This window comes from Luteolibacter sp. Populi (assembly GCF_040801775.1).
In the GTDB taxonomy this organism is placed as follows: Bacteria; Verrucomicrobiota; Verrucomicrobiia; order Verrucomicrobiales; family Akkermansiaceae; genus Haloferula.
On sequence record NZ_CP161812.1, the window covers coordinates 5390187 to 5409829 of the forward strand.

Here is a 19643-nt window from a genome sequence, read left to right on the forward strand (position 1 = left end):
ATGGACGCGAATGGACGCGAATGGGAAAGGCAATGGGGGAAGGAGACCGGTGGTGGAGGGATGTCTTTTTTGGCGCCCCGGGGAGGCGTCGGTGGGGGAGGCGGGGGTTGGTGGTGTTTGGGGGGAAGTGCGTTTATCGGTCCGTAGCACCGCGGCGAGGCGGCCTGTGTGCCCCTACCGGCGGGGCTGGGCGGTGCCCCGCGATCTGAGGATTTCAGAGGGAAGGCAGGGGCGATTTTTCGGCGCCGGGATTGGGGGATTGATGAGCGGGGAATCCGCGGGCATCATCGGGGCGCTTTGAAACTCCGCTACCTTCTCTGTCTGGCCGCTGCGGGGGCCGTGCTTGCCCAGGAGGCCCCGCCTAAGGCTGAACCGGTCGATCCGACGCTGCAGGGCGATCCGGGGCAGGATTGGTACGAGCGGGGCAAGAATCTTTACGATTCCGCGAAGGCGACGGCGGAGGCCGGGCAGCGGAAGGAGATCTATGCGCGGGCGATCGAGGTGCTGGGCGGGTATCTGGGCCAGTACGACAAGCATGCGAATGCGGTGGCGGCGCTGTGGTATCTGGGCGAAAGCCAGGCGGCGACGGGGAAGGCGGAGGAGGCGCGGCGCAGCTACCGGGCGATCGTGAAGCGCGGCGGGAAGTCGCAATTCGTGATGGTGGCGGCGAACCGGCTGGCGGTGGAGCATTACAAGGCGGAGGAATTCGCCGAGGCGGCACCGCTGTATGAGAAGATGGCGGATGCGGCGGAGGCGCCGGGGGATCGCCTGAAGGGGTTGTATTTCGCGGCGGTGGCGTACGGGCAGGTGAAGAACGGCGGGGCCAAGGCGGCGGAGAATTACCGCCGGGTGTTGGCGGAGCCGGGGGCTGAGAATCCTTTCAAGGCGGCGAGCCAACTGGCGCTGGGAAACCTGCTGGTGGGCGCTGAGAAATTCGAGGAGGCGCTGCCGCTGTTCGAGGGGGCGGCTGCGGCCAGCAATGGCCAGGAAATCCGCGGGCCGGCGGCGCTGCAGGCGGCGGCGGTGGCGGCGAAGCTGGGGAAGCAGGACACTTCGGCGAAGTATCTGGAGCTGGTGCTGAAGACGCCGGGAATGGAGTCGGCGCGCGGGAGTGCCCGCTTCGCGCTGATGGCGGCGCAATTCGATCGGAAGGAGTATGACAAGGTGCTGGAGATCTATCGCGCCGATCCGGGGAGCGGTGCGGGAGAGCAGGACGCGCGGCGGCTGATGCTGGCGGGGCGCGCGGCCTTCGAGGTGAAGAAATACGGCGAGGCGGCGGAGATTTTCCAGAAGCTCGGCAAGCATCCGGACGCGGACGAGTGGGCCTACGATGCGGCTTATCTGCGGCTGCTGGCGGCCTTCCGCGATAGCGGGAAGCATGACCCGGCGCTGGTGGCGGCTTTTCTTGAGCGATATCGGAAGGATCACGCGGATGATCCGAAGATCCACAATGTGCTGCTGATCCAGGCCGAGGGCTTGTTAGATGCGGGCAAGCCGGCGGAAGCGGCGAAGGCCTATCAGGCGATCAAGGCGGATCAGATTTCCGCGGAGAACCGCCCGGGGATGCTCTACAACCGGGCCCGCAGCCTGCAGGAGGCGGGCGAGGGGAAGGCGGCGCTTGCGGCTTACGGCGAATTCATCGCGGGGTATCCGAAGGACCCGCGGCTGCCGCGTGCGCTCTACAACCGTGCGCAGGGTTACCTGGCGGCGAAGGATGGTGCGCGGGCGCTCGCGGATTTCGATGCGCTGGTGGCGGCGGAGGGTGGGTCGAAGGATGCGGCGGCGCTGCAGGAGACGGCGCTTTTGCAGGCGGCGGAATTGCTGGGAGAGATGGACAAGCCGGCGGAGATGGCGGCGCGCTACCAGAGCTTCCTGGAGAAATTCCCGAAGGCCTCGGATGACCGCCGGGGTCGGGCTCACTACGGCTTGGCGGTGGGGCTGGTGAAGACGGAGAAGGTGAAGGAGGCGCTGCCGCATGCCGACCGGGCGCGACAGCTCGATGCGAAGTCTTATGCGCGGAGTGCGGGGCTCTTGATTGCGGCTTGCCAGGGGACGCTGCAGGACGGCGCGGCGGCGGGGGATGAGATCGATCGCGCGATCAAGGACGGCTACGCGGGGGATTTAAAGGAGACGCTGGTGACTTGGGCGGCGACGCAGGCTTACCAGGCGGAGCGCTATGACCGTGCGGTGCGCTTCTTCCAACTGGTGGCGGATACCAAGGATCCGGAGAAGACGCCGAAGGCGAGCTGGCGGCTGTTAGGCAAGGCGCTGCTGGCGACGGGGAATGCGCAGGAGGCCCTGCTGGCGATCAACCGCGCGCTACTGACGGAGGAACATCCGACTGTTAGAGCGGAGGGCTTGCTGGATAAGACGAAGGCGCTGCTCGCGCTGGATCGTGCGGATGAGGCGCTGATCGTGGCCGGGGAGTGCCAGGACCTGCGGCCGCAGGGGCAGACGAATACGGAGATCCGCCTGCTGACCGGAGATATCCATTGGAAGAAGCAGGAAACGGAGAAGGCGATCGGTGCCTACGTGACGGTGGTCGAACTCGGCAATGCGCAGGAGCTGCGACCGCTGGCGCTGGACAAGCTGGCGAACGCGCTGGAGAAGACGGGCAAGGCGGCGGAGGCGGCGAAGTATCGGACCGAACTGAAGGAGAAGTATCCGGAGTGGAAGGCGAGATGAGTGATCCGCTGAATGCGGCTGTGGAGATCCGCGCCCTCTTTCTCGATGCCGCCGGGACTTTGATCGAGCCGGTCGAGCCGGTGGCGGAGGTGTATGCGCGGGCGGCGGCGATGCACGGCATGGAGTTGGATGCGGCCGAGGTGAAGGCGGCCTTTTTCCGCGCTTTCGGAGGCTTGGGCGATCCGGAGTGGGATGCGCACCCGGACGGCGACGCGGCGGAGCGGGAGTGGTGGCAGCGGGTTGTCGCGGCGACCTTCGGCCATGTGTCCGGTTTGGAGGCGAGTGTGGCGCTTTTTGAATCGCTCTTCGCGCACTATGCGGATCCGGCGGCGTGGCGGGTTTTCCCGGAGGTAGGGGAGGTGCTGGCGGCGGCGCGTGAGGCGGGCTTCCGGCTGGCTGTCGTCTCGAATTTCGACCGCCGTTTGCACGGGATCTTGGCGGGGCACGGGCTGGAATTCGATGCGGTGGTGACGTCTGCCGATGCGGCGTGCCGCAAGCCTGCGGCGGGCATTTTCCGGCGGGCTCTCGAGCTGCTAGGCCTCGCGCCTGCGGAAGTTTTCCACGCGGGGGATTCGGTGTCCGCCGATGTCGGGGGTGCGGAAGCGTTAGGGATCGCGGCATTCCACGTGGACCGTCCGGGTCATGACCTGCGGGCCTTTCTAGCGGCGGCGCTGGAGACTCGGGACGGGGCGACTGGTATTTAGATTTTGAAACCGCGAATGGACGCGAATAAAGACGGGAAGGCAGGTGGTCGGGATGAATGGAGGCGTTTCCCCTTGGGGCGGTGCGAGGAAACGGCCAAAATGAACTTGCCAAAACCGGACCCCGCCACTACCCATCCCGCCCCGGCGGTCGCAAGCCACGGGATCCGGAAATCAAAAAGCGAGGATAGCTCAGTCGGTAGAGCAGTTGGCTTTTAACCAATTGGTCCTGGGTTCGAGTCCCAGTCCTCGTACTTCTTTTGATTTTCAAAAGGTTAGCACGTTTTGGAGCATGGGGAGGGGCGCGATGCTAACAGGGTGCTAGCATTCCACCCGCGTCCAACCACGTCGCCCACCTTCCTGGCCAAATTTGGCAAGACACAAGGCTGGTGTGGACAGGTGCACTCTCCGAGAGGTTACCCACCGTCCTCTTTCGGCATCTGTTTGGTCGCCCGCTCGATCAAACGATGGAGTGGGAGATCCAAGGCGGCTGCCAAATCATAGAGGGCGAGGATACTCGGAATGCGTTCCAGCCGTTCAAGACGGCTGATCGTCCCGCGGTCAACACCACTCTTTGATGCAAGGTGCTCCTGAGAGAGGTTGCGCTTGCCCCTCTCCTTTCGGAATTCATCGACTAAGGCCTTGAGAAAGGCCTCCGCACCTTTGCTCGGCATTCAGCCAGGCTGACAGATTACCTCCCGCGGCGATACGTGCTGATTGCCAGTTGTCAATTGACATAATGGCGGCTCATTTCGTAGCTATGTGGCGCTTGCCGCACGAATTGCCGACACTTTGGGAGTGCCGGATTTTCGGATGGATTTAGTCGAAGCAATGGAACCTCCTCTTGTGTCATTATCGATCAACGAAATAGAATCCGCTCTGGGACGATTCGATGAATCGAGGCAGGTGGTCCCTGGCCGGTTTATTGAGCTAGATGGTCCCCTTTCAACTGAGGACAGCGCGATAATCCACGGTCGGCTTCTTAGAGCGGTCGCGAGCGGCAGCGGCGACGGTAACATGAATATTCGCCGATACCGAATCTGGGCAGAGACACTTCGAGGAATCCTTTTGTCGTCCCTCCAAGAGATAGCTCCGTCAGATGCGAGAGCAGGCACGATCCCAAATCTTACTCGAGCGATCAACTCGCTCGGCGCATTTTGTGAAGCCCAAGCGCTCCTAGAAGAGGGCTCCGGCCAGTCAGCCTCCCAAGATCCCGTTTTATGAACCCGCCTCCTCTGAAGCCACCCCCGTTACCATTGCCCCCGGTAACCGCCCCTCTGGTAACGCAACAGCATGCGGCAGGAATCGGTGCCGAGTTTTTCTGTCCCTTTTGCCATGGACCAATCCACCGTGGGGTCGAGAAATGCCGGCATTGTGGAGAGTTCCTTGCTGCCCCGCCTCAATCTGATGCTCTGGCGGCGCTGTTGGGCCTGTTTCTCGGCCCGGTGGGGCTTTGGTATAAGGGCCTCTGGGCTGCGGGCTTTGCATGGATGGCAATGATCGTCATTGTGGCCATAGGAACGGGAGGTTTCGGCATCCTACTTGCGCCGTTCTTTTGGATGGCAATGGCGATACATGCGTTCTGTGCCAAAGGCCGTCGCTGAACGAAGCTTTTGGGTGAGGTCCCCAGGTCGTGAGAACTGGCGACGGCTCTCTGGGCTATGCCCTCGCCGCAGATTGCGGTGCAAAAGGTCGAAACAGCAGGCCGCTTATTTCTCTTCGTCTTGTGGGGTCTCCTCAATCGCTCGTCGAAAACGGTGATTGCTTGGTTCTGGTCTTGAATTTCCCACACTGGCGCGTGGGATTTGACCAGCAGCCGCCCTATACTAACCATTCAAAGGTATACTTCCGATGACCGTGGAACTTCTGCTAACGGAAAGGAAGGTCGGACCATCGCGCTCTGCGGCGGATCCCTGCTGGCCAAATTTGGCCAGATGGAGAACGCTCCGATTGATCTCCGGTCATTCGTAGGGATCGGTTCCGCGTGCCACACCAAAACGCGGTTTGCGCTGTTATTTTGAAAGGGCGGCAACAGACTCCGTTCGAGTTTAGCGGCGTCGTTAGATGTGATCTCTCGTGAAACCAGAGCAGCAAAGCCGACAGGAAAAGATAGACCTCCAATTGGGACGGGCTGGCTGGGCGGTTGGAAGCCGGCAGCTGATCCAGGAGTTTCTCGTGACTTCACCGACTTCACTGCGGCAACCAGAGCCTCGTTACAAGGCAAGGAACGAGTTCGCTGACTACGCATTGTTGGATCGCTTGGGTCGCGTAGTGGCTATCGTCGAGGCTAAGCGGGCAAGTAGGCACGCTTTGGAGGGCGAGCGCCAGGCAGCGGATTGTGCTGATTCCATCTTGGCAAAGACAGGGATGGATCCGTTCATCTTCTTGGCAAACGGGGATGAAATCTGGTTTTGGCATCGGAAGCGAAATGCCCCTCGGAAGGTCAGCGGTTTTTTCACGGAAGAGGATCTGCTTCGCCTCCACCACCTAGACAAGTTCGGCAAGTCGCTCATCGGAGTAATGCCGCTCGGAAGCATCGTCGATCGAGCGTATCAGATCGAGGCGGACAAGACCATCGCAGAGCGAATCGAGGCCGGCGAGCGGAGGTTTCTAATGGTTCTCGCTACCGGTACCGGCAAAACTCGGGTGGCTGTTTCCTTAGTCGAGCTGCTTCAGCGGCAGGAGCGCATCCAGCGGGTGCTCTTCCTTGCCGACCGTCGTGAGCTGGTGAAGCAAGCCCTCGGGGCATTCAAGGAGCACCTCCCAGGTGTCCCGCGCTCCTGGATTGAGGGCGGCACCATCGACAAGGACGCCCGGATCCACCTTGCCACGTACCCGGGCATGATGACGATCTATCAGAAGCTCTCGCCGGGCTACTACGACCTTATCATCGCGGACGAAAGTCATCGCTCGATCTACAGCCGCTACAAGGCCATCCTCGATCACTTCGACGCCATCAATCTTGGCCTGACCGCTACGCCTACCGATTTCATCGATCACAACACCTTTGAGCTCTTCGGCTGCCAGGGCGATAGTCCCACCTTCTACTACGGTTACGAAGAGGCGGTTAGGGACAAGCACTTGGTGCCCTACCGTCCGGTCCACGTGGCCCGAACAGGTTTCCAGATCGAGGGACTCAAGCCCGGCGAACTTCCCGAGGAAGTCAGGAAGCAGGTTGGAGAGCAGGGAATCGATCCCGATCAGTTCAGCTTCGAAGGCTCGGATCTGGAGAGGAAGGTCAGCAACAGCGGAACCAACGATGCCATCGTCCGCGAATTGATGGACCACTGCATTAAGGACAACACCGGCACGCTCCCGGCCAAGTCTATTGTCTTCGCGGTTTCCCACTCGCACGCCCTCGAACTCTACAAGAGCTTCAACCGGCTCTATCCGGACCTGCAGCGCCGCGGTCTGGCCAAGGTGATAGACAGCCAGATGGAGCGGGCGGAGAAGACCCTCGACGATTTCAAGAACAAGGATTTCCCGCGGGTTGCCATCTCCGTGGACATGCTCGATACCGGGATCGACGTGCCGTCGCTGCGCAACCTCGTCCTTGCCAAGCCGGTCTTCAGTAAGGTGAAGTTCTGGCAGATGATCGGCCGCGGCACCCGCACGTGGACCGACCCCATCAGTGGCGAAAAGAAGGCCGACTTCCTGGTCATTGATCATTGGGACAATTTCGACTACTTCCAGGTGAACAAGGACGGCCGCGCCGCCGCGGTGTCCGAGCCACTTCCTTCCCGGTTGTTCCGTCTGCGGTTGGAAAAGCTCCAGATTCTTGGCGGGCGTTCCGAAGCGGTCGGTGTGGCGCACACGGCCGGTCAACTCCGTCAGCTTGTTGGAACGTTACCGCTTGAGAACATCAACGTCGCTCCCCATGCCGATGAGATCCGCGCCCTCGCCGGTAGCAACGAGCCGTGGAGCGATTTGTCGGAGGGGAATGTCACCCACCTTTCCCATGTCATCGCGCCGCTGCTGCGCTTCTCTATCGCCGGCTCCTACGTTGAGTTGCAGTTTGAAAATCAGACCGAGCAGCTTGCCCTTGCCCACTTGCGCGGCGATGCCGGCGAGATCCAATCCCTCCGCGAGAGCATCTGCGAGAACCTCGCCCTCCTTCCGACCGGCATTGCGGAGATCCGCGAGCATCTCGAGTCCCTCACCGCGGCGCAGACGGATTCGTTCTGGGGAAATCTTTCCTGCGCCTGCATCATGGGATTGCAGGAGATCTTCGCGCCTCTGATGCGTTTCCGGAACCGCCGCCCGCCCTCCACAGTGATCCGGCTGTCCTTGCCGGACTCCATTCAACAACGCCACTGGATCGTCTTCGGCCCGTCCGGCGAGGGTGCCTTCGCCGAAACCTACCGCGGTCGCGTGGAAGCGCTCGTCCTGGACCTTGCCGGCGACAATCCCGGCCTCCAACGCTTGCGGCGCGGCGAGGAGCTTGATGATGAGGATCTTCAGGGCATCGCCGCCGCTCTCAAAGGCCCCGATCTCTTCATCACGGAGGAACAGCTTCAGAAGGCTTACGACCAACCCAAGGCCACGATGGTGGACTTCCTCCGCCACATCCTTGAAGTCTCGGAGCTTCCGTCCCGCGAATCGTTGATTTCGGGGGCCTTTGATCAATGGGTTCGCGACCACCCGCAGCTCACAGCCACCCAGCTCATGTTCGTCCGGACCTTGCGGAAGGCGGTCATGCAGAAGGCCGGGATCTCAAGCCTCGAGGCTTTGCGGGAGCCTCCCTTTTCGAGCATTGGCGACCCCGAGCAGCTTTTCGAAAGTTCCGAATTGGCCGACCTCATGGAACTGACAAGATCCGTTGCCGCGTGAGGCGGAGATCCAAGACCTATTCTTTCAATTGCTCTGACTTCCTGACATGCTCTCACCCCAGCTTCGCCGCAAGGTTCACGACCTATGGTCTCTTTTCTGGTCCTCCGGCCTATCCAATCCTCTCGTCGCCATCGAGCAGATCACGTTCCTGCTCTTTATCCGGCAATTGGAGAGCCTGGACCGTGAGCGGGTGAAACAAAAAAAGCGGAGCATCTATGCGCCAACCGAGGTCAAGAAGGCTGGGATATTCGTGGTGACGAAAGACGAAGGTTTCGAAAGATGCCGATGGTCGTACATCAAACAGAACGTCTCCTTTCCGCTCCTCAACAACATCGTTTTCCCTTGGTTGCGCTCCTTGGAACAGCGCGTCGGCCCGGCCCAGAACGGCAATACCACGCTCGGCCGCATTTCCGGTCGCCTTAGTGACGCCTACTTCATCCTCGATCCGAACAAGACCGACACCCTCAAGCGTGCCATCGGCCTAATCGACGAACTCTTCCGCCAGCTCGACACCCGCTCTGTCAATTCCGACATCATGGGGGATATCTTCGAATACCTGCTCGAAGAGGTGAAGGAGTCCGGCAAGAACGGCCAGTTTCGGACGCCCCGCCACGTCATCCGCTTCATGGTCCAATTGCTGAAGCCGCAGCTCGGCAAGAAGATTCTCGATCCCGCCTGTGGCTCCGGTGGCTTCCTGCTCAACACGCTTTTGCAGTGGAAGGCCGACCACACCGATGACGAGGTGCTGCGCCTCGAATGGGACGGCAGCCCGCACGATGTCCGTCCCGTCTGGCCCCTCGGGTGGAAGCCCGACTTCAACAATAGCCTCCACGGCTACGACAACGATCGGACGATGGTTCGTATCGCGTGGATGAACCTCATCCTTCACGATTTAGAGTCGCCCGAGGTCCATCAGCTCGATGCCTTGAGCAAGCGCCTCGAGGATGGCGAGAGCGGCACCTACGATTACATCCTTGCCAATCCTCCCTTCACCGGAAGTGTCGATGAAGGCGATCTTAGCGAGAACCGCGAACGCTTCCCGCGCAGTGGGAAGGCCTCGGCACCGATCACTACCAAGAGCGAGCTGCTCTTCGTCTGGCTGATGCTCGACCTGCTAAAGATCGGCGGTCGTGCTGCCGTCATCGTGCCGGATGGCGTTCTATTCGGTGGCACCAATGCCCACCGCGCCCTGCGCCACCAGCTCCTCTTCGAGAACACGCTGGAAGCTGTCGTCTCCCTTCCGGCGAACATGTTCCAGCCCTACTCGGGCGTGAAGACCTCGATCCTTCTGTTCCAAAAGGCGGGCGCGAAAGTGGCGAAGGGCGACGAGCCGCGCACCCGGGAGGTGTGGTTCTATGAAATCAGCGATGAAGCCTTCTCGCTCGATCAGAAGCGCAAGGCTCTCTATGGCCGTGACAACGACCTTTGGGATGCCCTCGTAAAGGCCCATGCTTGGCAGACCTATCGGGATGGCGATGCCAAGGCAAAAGATGTCTCCGTCGCGACCGACTACCACCAGCCCGACTATTGGGAGGAACGTTGGCGCAGCGTGGATGACGAATTCCTCCAGATGTTCCCAGACAAGGCCGGGGAAAAGGGACATACTTGGGCGCTGCATGAACTTTGGCCGAAAGATTTCCCCTTCGATCCCGCCGACCCCCGCAAAGCCGGCCAATACGACGATGCTGTCCTCGCCCGTGTCCGCCCGGTGTTCGAGAAAACCTTCCGGAAGCTCGTGGAGCAGATCGTAGCCCATTCCTACGCCTGCTCTCGCCAACCGGACGAGGCCAAGGCTCTCGGCGCGGCGGAGAAGAAGGTGAAAGCCTTGCACAACGCGCTCATGAAAGCGGCCCGCGAGGAAAGCCTGCTGGACCGCGAGTTCGATCAATTCGGCCTGAACGCTCTCAAGACCGTGCTCAAGGAAGCGACCGCCAAGACCGGCGAATGGGCGGCGGGAATCAAGGTCCCGGATAAGAAACCGAAGAAAGCGTCTCCCGAGCCGGATCCTTATACCTTGCTCTCAAACCTCGCGCCGCTGCTCAAGGACTTCGCCAAGCTCGATGGCTACAACGTCTGGCGGCGGGGTGGGAAGAGCCTTTCGCGCCCGGGCAAACTCTCCGCCAGCGAGGACGGCGAATCCCGCCAGCCGAACTTGCTCAGTTGGATCGTCCCGGTCCGCCGGTGGGCAGAGCGCACAAGCTGGAGCGAGGAAGATGACGACAAGAAGCCCACCCACAAGAAAGGCATCCTCGATCCGAAGTATCTCAAGTGGCTGCGCGATGACCTCAAGGTCTTCGACAGCGACGGCACGGTGAAGGAGGATTATCTCGATCGACTCGATCCCGACTGCCTCGAAGTCCTCGCCTTCAACCTCTCGGCGGGTCGCCACAAGCCTTTCGTTTTCGACGCTGGACAACATCGTCCGCCGGCTGAACTCATCGGCGAACTTCAGAGCATCCACGGCGATGTTCAGAAGCGGCTGTCGAAACTCCTAACGATGGTAGGAGGAACGAAGTGATTGGTGGTCCCCCCGAGCACTGGCGCATGGTCAAAATCGGCATCTGTATCCAGCGCCGAAAGGACACCGTGATGCCGGCGACGATGTTCTGACCTGACCGTAGGGCTTGTCGGCCTCGAAGACATTCAAGACCGGGGCCGCGGAGGGATCATAATTCGCCAGACGAAACCGCAGGAGATCGAAAGCCTGAAAACCAAGTTTGTGGCGGGCGACATCCTATATGGCAAGCTCCGTCCCTATCTCAACAAAGTCGGTATCGCACCACAAGCGGGCTTGTGCAGCACGGAAATCTGGGCTTTCGGCCCAAGCCCGCTGGTCGATTCTAAGTTTGCTGCCTTCTTCTTGGCGTCATCCTTCTTTGTGGAGCGTGTCGTCTCGATGACCAAAGGTGCGAACCTTCCACGACTCGATGCAGAAGACTTCGACTCCATTGAGATGCCCCTCCCGCCCCTGAGCGAGCAGAAGCGGATCGTGGAGATCCTGCAAGAGGCCGACGAGATCCGTGACCTTCGCGCCCAAGCCGAAGCCAAAACTGCCGATCTGATTCCGGCGATGTTCTTCGAGCACTTTGTTGCCCGCAATCAGCATGGGTTCGTGCCCCTGTATAAGTTGGCGGACGCCGTGTCGGGAGTGGCGGTTGGCCGTAAAACGAGAGGCATGACATCCGAAGTTTCATATCTGCGGGTCGCCAACGTCCAAGCTGGCTACGTGGATCTCGACGAGGTGAAAACAACTCTTGCGACGGACGGAGAGGTGGCTCAGTTCGGGCTGATGGCAGGGGACATCCTGCTCACCGAAGGCGGGGACTTCGATAAGCTTGGCCGCGGGTGCTTGTGGGAAGGCCAGGTCGAGCCATGCATCCACCAGAATCACGTGTTTCGTGTCCGGCCGGATTCCTCGCGATTGAATTCCCATTTTTTCGCGCACTACCTCCAAAGCGCGAAAGCCAAAAACTACTTCCTTCGCTGCGCGAAGAAGACAACCAATCTTGCAAGCATCAACCTCAGCCAGCTGAAGCAACTTCCAGTTCCCGATGTGTCACTCGAAGATCAGTTGCGGTTTGAGGACCAAATCCGAGAAGCCCAACAATGCGGCACCGCATCAACCGACAAGCTTTTTCGGAGCCTAGTCGATTCCCTTTCAGCTCACGCCTTCTCCGGTGAACTCACAGCCAAATGGCGGGAAGCAAACTCTAGCAGGTTGGATGCCGAAGTCCATGAGCGCGATCAAACGCTCAAATCTACCCGAGGGCGAATCGCCGAACTCTTAACACATGGAACTGCAACTTCGAAGGCCACGGCATCCCTTGTCCTTGAGGATCACGCCGACGGCATCTACTCCGATCTTAATCGCGAGCAATGGCTCCTCTTTGGTGAGATCAAACGGATGGTCGGCGGGAGCAGCTACATCCGCTACTTCAACGCCAGGATGCTCGGCGAGTATCTCAGAACACCACCCTTGCGCAAGAATCCGCAGGCCATCGAGGGGCACCTGGCCGTTCTGGCCGTCCGAGGTTTGCTGATCCCGGTGAGTCGTGAGGAGCAGACCGAGGACACCGGCGAGTATTTGTTCGGGAACGCTTATCGGCTTGTGCTCAAGGACCGGCCCAACGAAGTTCAGCTTGGTGGAAAGACAATCACCTTCAATGGCGAGCCGATCACGATGGGAAGTGAGCCCGGAGACCTGACCCGCCTTCGCGAGATGGAGCGCCTCATCGGACAACTGGAGAAGGAACGTGCCCAGAAATGAGACTTCGCTACCTCCATCTCCCTCGCTACGGGCCACTGGACGATACCGCCGTCGTGTTCGGTCGCGAGGAACGCATCCGGCCCTTTCTGGTGCCGCCCCGCAAAGGAACGCTGAACTTTGTCGTCGGCGTGAACGGCAGCGGCAAATCGTCGATCTTGCGGATACTCTACCGGACCTTTCGGGCACTGAATCTACTCGAACTGCCGCCGGTTCCGCTCACCCTCGCTTGGGACAAAGAGGATGGGAGCGATCCTCGCACTACGGTTTTACATTACAGCAACAAGCCCGACGAACGATCGTTCCTCGCGATGATCCCCGAGGTGCCCGGCAGCGCGGGCCGCATCGAATGGGCGGAAATGCGGGATGCAATCGGAGCGGAAGAGGATCATCCGCTAGCACACACACGGGAGGTCGAGTTCGGCCCGGACGCACTACGCGGTTCGCTTCTCTTTGCCCGCCTGCCGAAACGGCTCATCGCCTACACCTCCGGCGCGGCGGGGCCGTGGGACCGTCTCGATGACCCGGAACTACACCCGAAAGATGAAGATGAGGGGCAATACCGCAGCGAGGACGAGAGACCCCAAGGCTGGACTATGGATCGCGAGTGGGAGGAAGAGCAACCGATCCGCATCACCAACATTCTCACCCGGACCACACTCAAAATCAGCGGGACGGCGGAAACCACTCCAGGAGGCGGTCAAGTTGGTGAACTGCCTCCCGAGGCCATGGCGCAGCTCACGCAGGAATTCGCTCCCCTAAATGAAATCCGCCGGAAGGTGGCGATGAACCGCACACCCCGCTCCGAGCGCGTGCAGGATTTCTATTTCCGCATCCGCCATCACCAGCTCCGGTATGCCGGCATCGCCATGGCCCTCTGGCAAACCGCCACCGAGCTTGCCGGTCAGAACACCGAAGCGGATCGGGACGGACTGAGAAGGAACCTCCGGAATCCGGCCGCGCCGATTCAAGACCAAACGACCGCACGCCGGGCGCTCAATGACATCGACTGGTTTTTTCCCACTCACCTCAGCATCACCTACCGGGATGCCGATGACCGCGTGTCTCCTCTTCAGCATGAGGAGCTATTGTGCCTAGTGGCTCTGGCCGACGAAGTGATCGCTCAACCCCGTGGCCGGCATCGTGCGGTTATCTCCCTCGGCCCGACACGGTCGCTGAACCTGACCGAGAAGCTAAAGGAGGCGTCGCCCCTTGGGGTTTCCAGCAGAGAGGTAGAAGAAACCGCCGGGAGAGTCGATGGCTGCAAAACCGGTGCGGAAGCAGTTCTCCGACTGTTCTGCAAGGACTTGGGTCTCGACTCCACTCCGCTTGATTTTTTCGCCCGTCTCCGGGACTGGGAGAGAACCGGTCTCCTGGAAGACGTCACCCTTACCGTCAAAAGGCTTCGGCGAACCGGAACACAGGACGACGGGGAAGAGTCCGACGAAAGCGATGATGTGATCGTCACTTTCGATCAGCTCAGCGACGGCGAGCAAATGCTGTTGGGCCGCATCGGTCTTCTCTTCCTTCTCCGCGGCCAGGATGGAGCGCTGTTGCTGCTCGACGAGCCGGAGACACATTTCAATGACGTGTGGAAGCGGGACATCGTCGATATGGTGGATTCCGGGCTTCTCAATTCCACGGAAGCCAACGTCATCATCGCGACCCACACCACCATCGCCCTCACGGATGCCTTCGGTGCTGAAGTCACGGTGCTCGATAGAAGTTTACGGACCGGCGTGACCACCGCCAGGGGCGTGAAAGGCGGGCTCTTCGGCACCGATCCGGGAGAGGTGAACATGAACCTTTTCCACGCCGAAAGCAGCATCGGCCGTCGCTCACTGAAGATCCTGAACCGACTGCTCGAAGAGGACTGGAAAGGCAAAGAGAGCGAACTGGAGGGGATTCTCGAAGTTCTCGGCAGCAGCTTCCACCGCGCCGAACTCCGAGCCATACTAAAGCAACTGAGAGCAACCACCGATGGCGCTGCATCCCCTTAAACTTCCCACGAGCGCGTCTTTGCTGTGCCGGATCGTGGGCCTGCAAAAGCAGTTGCTTAAGGCGTTATCCGATCCAGGTCTAGCACCCCAAACGGTCAATGCCGCCTGGGTTCAAGGCGTGTGGTGCCGCTTGGATGCCGAATGGGTGCGAAAGTTTTGCCTGGGCGGGCAGGAAGCTCGCATCCAAGCCATTGCGGGGGCAACGCCCACAGCCCGGAAAGGTCTTTATGACGAGTTCCGCCGCCAGAACAACGTGCCTGCGTTGCTTCGGACTGGCGGTGATTTCCGTGACCTGAACGGGCTGCCCGACATTGATGCCGACCTTGCTGCGACCGTGACAGAGTTCTTCAAGGACTGTTACGCGCTCCTAGGACAGGCAGGCAGGACGAAAGGCTACACTTTTCCTGGCGGTCGCGCGATAACGAAGTGGGGCTACAAAGAGAGGTTCCGGGACGCCAACCCCACCATGGTCGTTTGTCCTTATTGCGACGGTGATTTGGGAACTGCCGAACTAGATCACTACTACTGCAAAAGCCACTTCCCGCTTCTGGCGTGTAGTCCATGGAATCTGGTTCCCATCTGCAAAAGCTGCAATGATACCACGATTGCGAAGGGCGACCGGATTGCGCTGTCGCCCGGCCCTCCGCGCTCTTCAGTTGATTGGCTCCATCCGTTCGGGTGCCCGGCTTCCGACGGAGTCCGGATACAGCTCAGCGGAAATCCTAGGCAATCCGTTCCCCAGTTACATTCGTTTGATGCAAACGAACAGCGTCGGCTGGACAATCATCATTGGCTTTTGGACAGGCTCGATCAGCCGAATCCGAGCCGCTACCTCTCCAATCGCTGGACGAATGCGGCATCGGCTCACTTCGATGTTCTTGTCGGGAGGGTAAACCGGCGGGCTAGCGCGGCAAACACCATCCAGAGCCTTGTGCAAATTCAACTCGAAGATCATCAGGCGGAACGAGGCCGGACCGCGTCCGCCATCGTCCACGCCGCCGTCTGCCAAGCCATTCTCGACCAGCGCCCCGAATACCTCGAAGAGTTCGGGAACTCCAACCTTCCGGAACTCTCGCAATGAAAGCCGACGCCGCCCCGCTCCTCGCCCTCTTTGAAAAGAAGGCCCGCCTCGAAGTCCCCTTGTTCCAGCGTCAGTATGTTTGGAGTCGAGAGCCCCAGTGGGAACCGCTCTGGGAGGACATCAGCCGCAAGTTCACCGAGCGCTTGGAAGGCCGTATAGATGCACCAGTTCACTTCCTCGGAGCGATGGTTCTCGACCAGAAGTTCACCCCGAGCACCCACGTCGAGCGGCGGCAGGTGATCGACGGCCAGCAGCGCCTGACGACCTTCCAACTCTTCATCTCCGCCTTCCGGGACTTTTGCCGAGAGCAGGGATGCGTGGATCTGGCGAACGAGGCGGAGAACTATACCTTCAACCGCGGGATGATGGCGAATCCCGAAGTGGATAGGTTCAAGGTCTGGCCGACCCAGCTCGATCAGGCCCAGTTCCGCGACGCCTTGACTCTTGGCAGCCGCGCAGCGGTGGAAAAGAAGCATCCGCTGGTCAAACGGAAGTATGCGCGGAAATACGATTCCCGGCCGCGGATGATCGAGGCTTATCTGTTCTTCCACGACCAACTCACAGGCTTCTTCCTGGGTGAAAACGGAGATCCGCCTCTCCTGGCTGAGAGGGAGTTGGCGACGCGCCTCGAAGAAGCTTTTCAGACGCTGAAGAGCGCGTTGCAGGTCGTCGTGATCGACCTCGACCAAGGAGACGATGCCCAGGTCATTTTCGAGACTCTAAATGCGCGTGGCGAGCCGCTACTCCCGGCCGACTTGCTGCGGAACTACATTTTCTTGCGCGCTGCTCGGCAGGAGGAGCCGCAAGAAGAACTCTACCAGGCCTATTGGAGTTCCTTCGATGAACCATTCTGGCGCGTGGAGGTCAGACAGGGCCGCCTGAATCGACCGCGTAGCGACCTGTTCATGCAGCATTTCCTCACGAGCAGGCAACTGATGGATATCCCTATCAAGCACCTGTTCGTCGAGTACCGCTTCTGGATCGAGCGAAATAGGCCCTTCCAGACGGTGCGCGAGGAGCTGGAAACCCTCGCACGGCAGGGAGGGCATTTCCGCCGGCTCGCCGACCCGGCAAAGGACGACATGGTTGCTCCTTTGATGAGGTTTCTGGAAATCTTCGACGTAGGTACCTGCATTCCACTCCTTCTGATGATCCTGGAAGCGGAGATTGAGGAAGCGGAATGGAAGGCCATCGCGGGCGATCTGGAGTCCTTCATTGTTCGCCGGGCCGTTGTCGGCTCAGGGACGAAGAACTACAACCGCCTCTTCCTCTCGGTAGCGAAGTCGATGAAGAAGACCGGAGCGAACGCCGGAAACTTCCGCAAGATTCTGTCCGAGCACGGGGGCAGCGCCTCCGGCTGGCCAAACGACGAGGCCTTCATCAAGGCGTGGCAGGCACAGCACGCCTATCAGGTCCTCAACAATCCCAAGATAGTCCATATTCTGCGGCGAATCAGTGAGTCCATACACTCCGCCAAACAGGAGCCAATCACCTTCAACGGCTCGCTGACCGTGGAGCACATTCTACCGCAGAAGTGGACGGACCACTGGCCATTTGCAGACGGATCAAAGGGGCTATCGAGCTGGGAGCTCTACACGGCGGAGGCCGGCGATCCACGACGGGCACCGACCCAGCGGAGGAATTCGGCGCTCCAAACCATGGGCAATCTCACCCTTCTTACCCAGTCCTTAAACTCTTCCGTTTCCAATTCGGCTTGGGCTTCGAAGAAGGAAGGAATGCTGGACGCCACCCTGCTGCCAATCACGCAGCGACTGCGCCGTTTCGAGACCTGGGACGAGGATGCTATCGACAAGCGTGGTAAGGAGCTCTTCGAGCACGCTTTGAAGATCTGGGCGGGGCCGGACCAAGCTCAAGCGTAAGAGATCGACTTCTGTCCAAAGAAGGTTGATAGTATCCGAGAGGTCCGGCTGTGTATCGACATCTGCGACGCAGCGGCTTTCATCGGTCGTGTGGACGAGAAAGAACGGTTCCTAGCTGTGTCGGTGGTAGCGGGCATTCTCGCGGCAAATCGGACGACCGTTCCGAGGTGGGAGCAAACGGCTGCGAGGCAGGCGTTGGGCGTCGTGAAGGAGGTTGAGCGTCTTCTTGCGGAGGAGCGGCAGCCGGCAGAGCCCTCGAGGAATCTCACACAGGAGTCGGTAGAGCACTGGAATCAAACTGAGAGCAGCCCCGAAGAGTACGAGGCTGGCCTCGGTGCGATGATTGGGTTCGTGGAACTGACCAAGCGCCTTGACCCCATTAACTTGAGAAAGCGTTCGAGAAGGGAGACGACGTTCCGCGAGTACGTGCAATATTTGATGGTCAAGACGAACGAGGTCCAAAGGTTACTCGGAGACGAGGATCTGCCGGTGTCAGAAGGCCGGGAACCGTCTGCGAGCGACATCGATACACGGATGGACCAACTAAGAGCTCAGAAGTTCGCACCCCTACAAGTCAATGAGATCGAGGAAGATTTCGTTAGGTTTCTCGAGGGCCGCGACAGTCCTCGCCACAAACGTCTCCTCGATCTCCTCATCAAATCTCGAAAAAAGTTCTTGGAGCCTACGATGCAGAAAATTGCCAAAGCAGCTGTCTCGAAGCGAAGCAATCGCCAGAAGTCAGATCAGAAACGCATCGGAGCGACGGCAAGGCGGACCAAGAAGGGCAGCTAATCACATCGTTATTGCCAATCGCATTCGAGGGAGTGGCTCATTTTGCCAAGCGGCTATTCGCGATGCTTACGTTTTTGCCAGCGGAGGGCCAACTTTCAATTTTGGTAGCTTGGCGACATGGCTGACAGTACCGCATCCCATCAGACCCCGACTGAAACTCCGCTCTATATCAGAATCCCGGAGGCCATCCGACGGTTCGGCATTTCGAGGGCGAAACTCTACCAACTGATCAAAGCTCGAAAGTTCAGGAGTGTCTCGTTGGCTGAGCCTGGCCAGACGCGGGCTACCCGATTGATCGACTTCGCGTCGTTGTGCCAATTTTTGGAATCCTTGGCGGAGGAGCCAAGTGAAGCGTGAAAGAACCCGAGATGAAAGCACAGGGACAATTTGGGCACTTAGCCAAGTTCACTGGCAGTTCTTCGTCACGATCGCTCTGCCACATGTACCGGGTGTGGGAAACCGGGCTCAGCCGATTTGGAACGGTTTCCGTGGTCGGCTTGCGAAGGAAGTTCGCATTCTCAAACGAAGGCCGCTTCTTTGGGTGGTTGCACTTGAATGGGGCAAGTCACGATCCAATCCCCACCTGCATGCGTTGATCAGCGGCTTACCTCGAGAACTTCAACCCGAAAGCCTGATTCGCGCCATGGAAGCCATCGGCCGGAAACTGGGCACGCCGGATGTGGTTGCTCGGACCTACGACGACCGACTGGGTGCGGTCGCGTATCTCTTCAAGGAATACGACCAGCCGCATCCAAGGCTGAGTTCTTCCGATGGCCGTTGGCCTATGATCTCCGATAGCGTTTGGAATGTACTCCGACGCCATCCCGATTCGAGATCGGGTTCATTCAGCAAGGGGCGCGCCGATGCGTGACACTTGAAAAATGCGACGGTGTCGTGCTCAAGCACGAGGCTGGGAGCTTTGCTTTGCCGGTTTCAGGCATCTGGCTTTGATAGAAAGAAAAAGCCGCATGGATTGTCTTGGGGAGCATTAACGGGTTCATCGTACGGCGTAAGCGCCCTTGGAGGCCCGTCCCCGACGGTGGCCATCCGAACTCCACCGCCGGCCACACGACTTTCCAAGCCCCGATCCATTGTCCAACACCCATTAGCTGATACCCCCAATATAGGGGGTGGTATGGAATAATGGGGTGGTTTCCAGCTTGCCTCGACCTCAGAGGAGTTGAAGTCTGGATTCCGAAACGAGTCCTCCTTTTTGGCGGCTCGTAGCCGCATCCTGTATCCCCGGCGTGCATTCGGTCTCTACCTCCCCTGATCCCATGGTTCATCGTCCCAAGCTGGTTGGTCTCATTGCGTACGTGTTGATCAACAATTTCCTGCTCGTAAAAGCTCTGGCTGCGACCGCGATTTGGACAGGAGGAGGCGACGGTAGCTCGTGGAATAATCCTGCAA

At 59.7% G+C, this 19643-nt stretch carries 11 protein-coding genes and 1 tRNA gene; 11 read left to right on the top strand and 1 reads right to left on the bottom strand.

Going from position 1 to position 19643, the window contains the following annotated elements; all coding sequences use genetic code 11:
* Window positions 1-297 precede the first annotated feature (297 nt).
* From ABWK72_RS21925 to ABWK72_RS21935, 3 genes are all read left to right on the top strand, one after another.
* Entirely contained in the window at window positions 298-2685 is a 2388-nt protein-coding gene (locus ABWK72_RS21925) for a tetratricopeptide repeat protein (RefSeq protein WP_367871716.1), read from the top strand.
* Window positions 2682-3389, top strand: coding sequence for an HAD-IA family hydrolase (locus tag ABWK72_RS21930; RefSeq protein WP_367871717.1), 708 nt, complete (start codon window positions 2682-2684; stop codon window positions 3387-3389). The genes ABWK72_RS21925 and ABWK72_RS21930 overlap by 4 nt, the downstream gene beginning before the upstream one ends.
* Before the next feature lie 178 nt (window positions 3390-3567).
* A tRNA-Lys gene (locus tag ABWK72_RS21935) sits at window positions 3568-3640 on the top strand.
* A gap of 162 nt (window positions 3641-3802) precedes the next feature.
* On the opposite strand, the gene ABWK72_RS21940 is transcribed toward ABWK72_RS21935, so the two are convergent.
* Window positions 3803-4060, bottom strand: coding sequence for a helix-turn-helix transcriptional regulator (locus tag ABWK72_RS21940; RefSeq protein ID WP_367871718.1), 258 nt, complete (start codon window positions 4058-4060; stop codon window positions 3803-3805).
* Window positions 4061-5906: 1846 nt separating this feature from the next.
* On the opposite strand from ABWK72_RS21940, the gene ABWK72_RS21945 reads away from it, so the two are divergent.
* From ABWK72_RS21945 to ABWK72_RS21980, 8 genes are all read left to right on the top strand, one after another.
* Entirely contained in the window at window positions 5907-8216 is a 2310-nt protein-coding gene (locus tag ABWK72_RS21945) for a DEAD/DEAH box helicase family protein (protein ID WP_367871719.1), read from the top strand.
* Between the two features lie 46 nt (window positions 8217-8262).
* Window positions 8263-10734 (top strand): N-6 DNA methylase, encoded by a 2472-nt coding sequence (locus ABWK72_RS21950; RefSeq protein ID WP_367871720.1) that lies wholly within the window; start codon window positions 8263-8265, stop codon window positions 10732-10734.
* A 201-nt stretch (window positions 10735-10935) separates the two neighbouring features.
* On the top strand, window positions 10936-12483 hold the full coding sequence (locus tag ABWK72_RS21955; protein ID WP_367871721.1) for a restriction endonuclease subunit S: 1548 nt from the start codon (window positions 10936-10938) through the stop codon (window positions 12481-12483).
* Complete coding sequence (locus ABWK72_RS21960; protein WP_367871722.1) at window positions 12480-14480, top strand: AAA family ATPase; 2001 nt, start codon at window positions 12480-12482, stop codon at window positions 14478-14480. The genes ABWK72_RS21955 and ABWK72_RS21960 overlap by 4 nt, the downstream gene beginning before the upstream one ends.
* Window positions 14461-15561 carry a hypothetical protein gene (locus tag ABWK72_RS21965; protein WP_367871723.1) on the top strand — a complete coding sequence of 367 codons (1101 nt, stop codon included), beginning with the start codon at window positions 14461-14463 and terminating at the stop codon, window positions 15559-15561. Before ABWK72_RS21960 ends, ABWK72_RS21965 begins: the two co-directional genes overlap by 20 nt.
* Entirely contained in the window at window positions 15558-17441 is a 1884-nt protein-coding gene (locus ABWK72_RS21970; RefSeq protein ID WP_367871724.1) for a DUF262 domain-containing protein, read from the top strand. Before ABWK72_RS21965 ends, ABWK72_RS21970 begins: the two co-directional genes overlap by 4 nt.
* A 90-nt stretch (window positions 17442-17531) precedes the next feature.
* A complete protein-coding gene (locus ABWK72_RS21975) occupies window positions 17532-18233 on the top strand; it encodes a hypothetical protein (RefSeq protein WP_367871725.1) in 702 nt (233 codons plus the stop codon).
* 346 nt (window positions 18234-18579) lie between these two features.
* On the top strand, window positions 18580-19104 hold the full coding sequence (locus ABWK72_RS21980) for a hypothetical protein (RefSeq protein ID WP_367871726.1): 525 nt from the start codon (window positions 18580-18582) through the stop codon (window positions 19102-19104).
* The last annotated feature ends 539 nt before the right edge of the window (window positions 19105-19643 follow it).

What these genes read in the sequence shown, in the direction of transcription:
- ABWK72_RS21930 (WP_367871717.1), top strand. Translation starts at nt 2,682, where the DNA reads ATGAGTGATCCGCTGAATGCGGCTGTGGAGATCCGCGCCCTCTTTCTC.
- ABWK72_RS21940 (WP_367871718.1), bottom strand. Translation starts at nt 4,060, where the DNA reads ATGCCGAGCAAAGGTGCGGAGGCCTTTCTCAAGGCCTTAGTCGATGAA.
- ABWK72_RS21945 (WP_367871719.1), top strand. Translation starts at nt 5,907, where the DNA reads ATGCCGCTCGGAAGCATCGTCGATCGAGCGTATCAGATCGAGGCGGAC.
- ABWK72_RS21950 (WP_367871720.1), top strand. Translation starts at nt 8,263, where the DNA reads ATGCTCTCACCCCAGCTTCGCCGCAAGGTTCACGACCTATGGTCTCTT.
- ABWK72_RS21960 (WP_367871722.1), top strand. Translation starts at nt 12,480, where the DNA reads ATGAGACTTCGCTACCTCCATCTCCCTCGCTACGGGCCACTGGACGAT.
- ABWK72_RS21965 (WP_367871723.1), top strand. Translation starts at nt 14,461, where the DNA reads ATGGCGCTGCATCCCCTTAAACTTCCCACGAGCGCGTCTTTGCTGTGC.
- ABWK72_RS21970 (WP_367871724.1), top strand. Translation starts at nt 15,558, where the DNA reads ATGAAAGCCGACGCCGCCCCGCTCCTCGCCCTCTTTGAAAAGAAGGCC.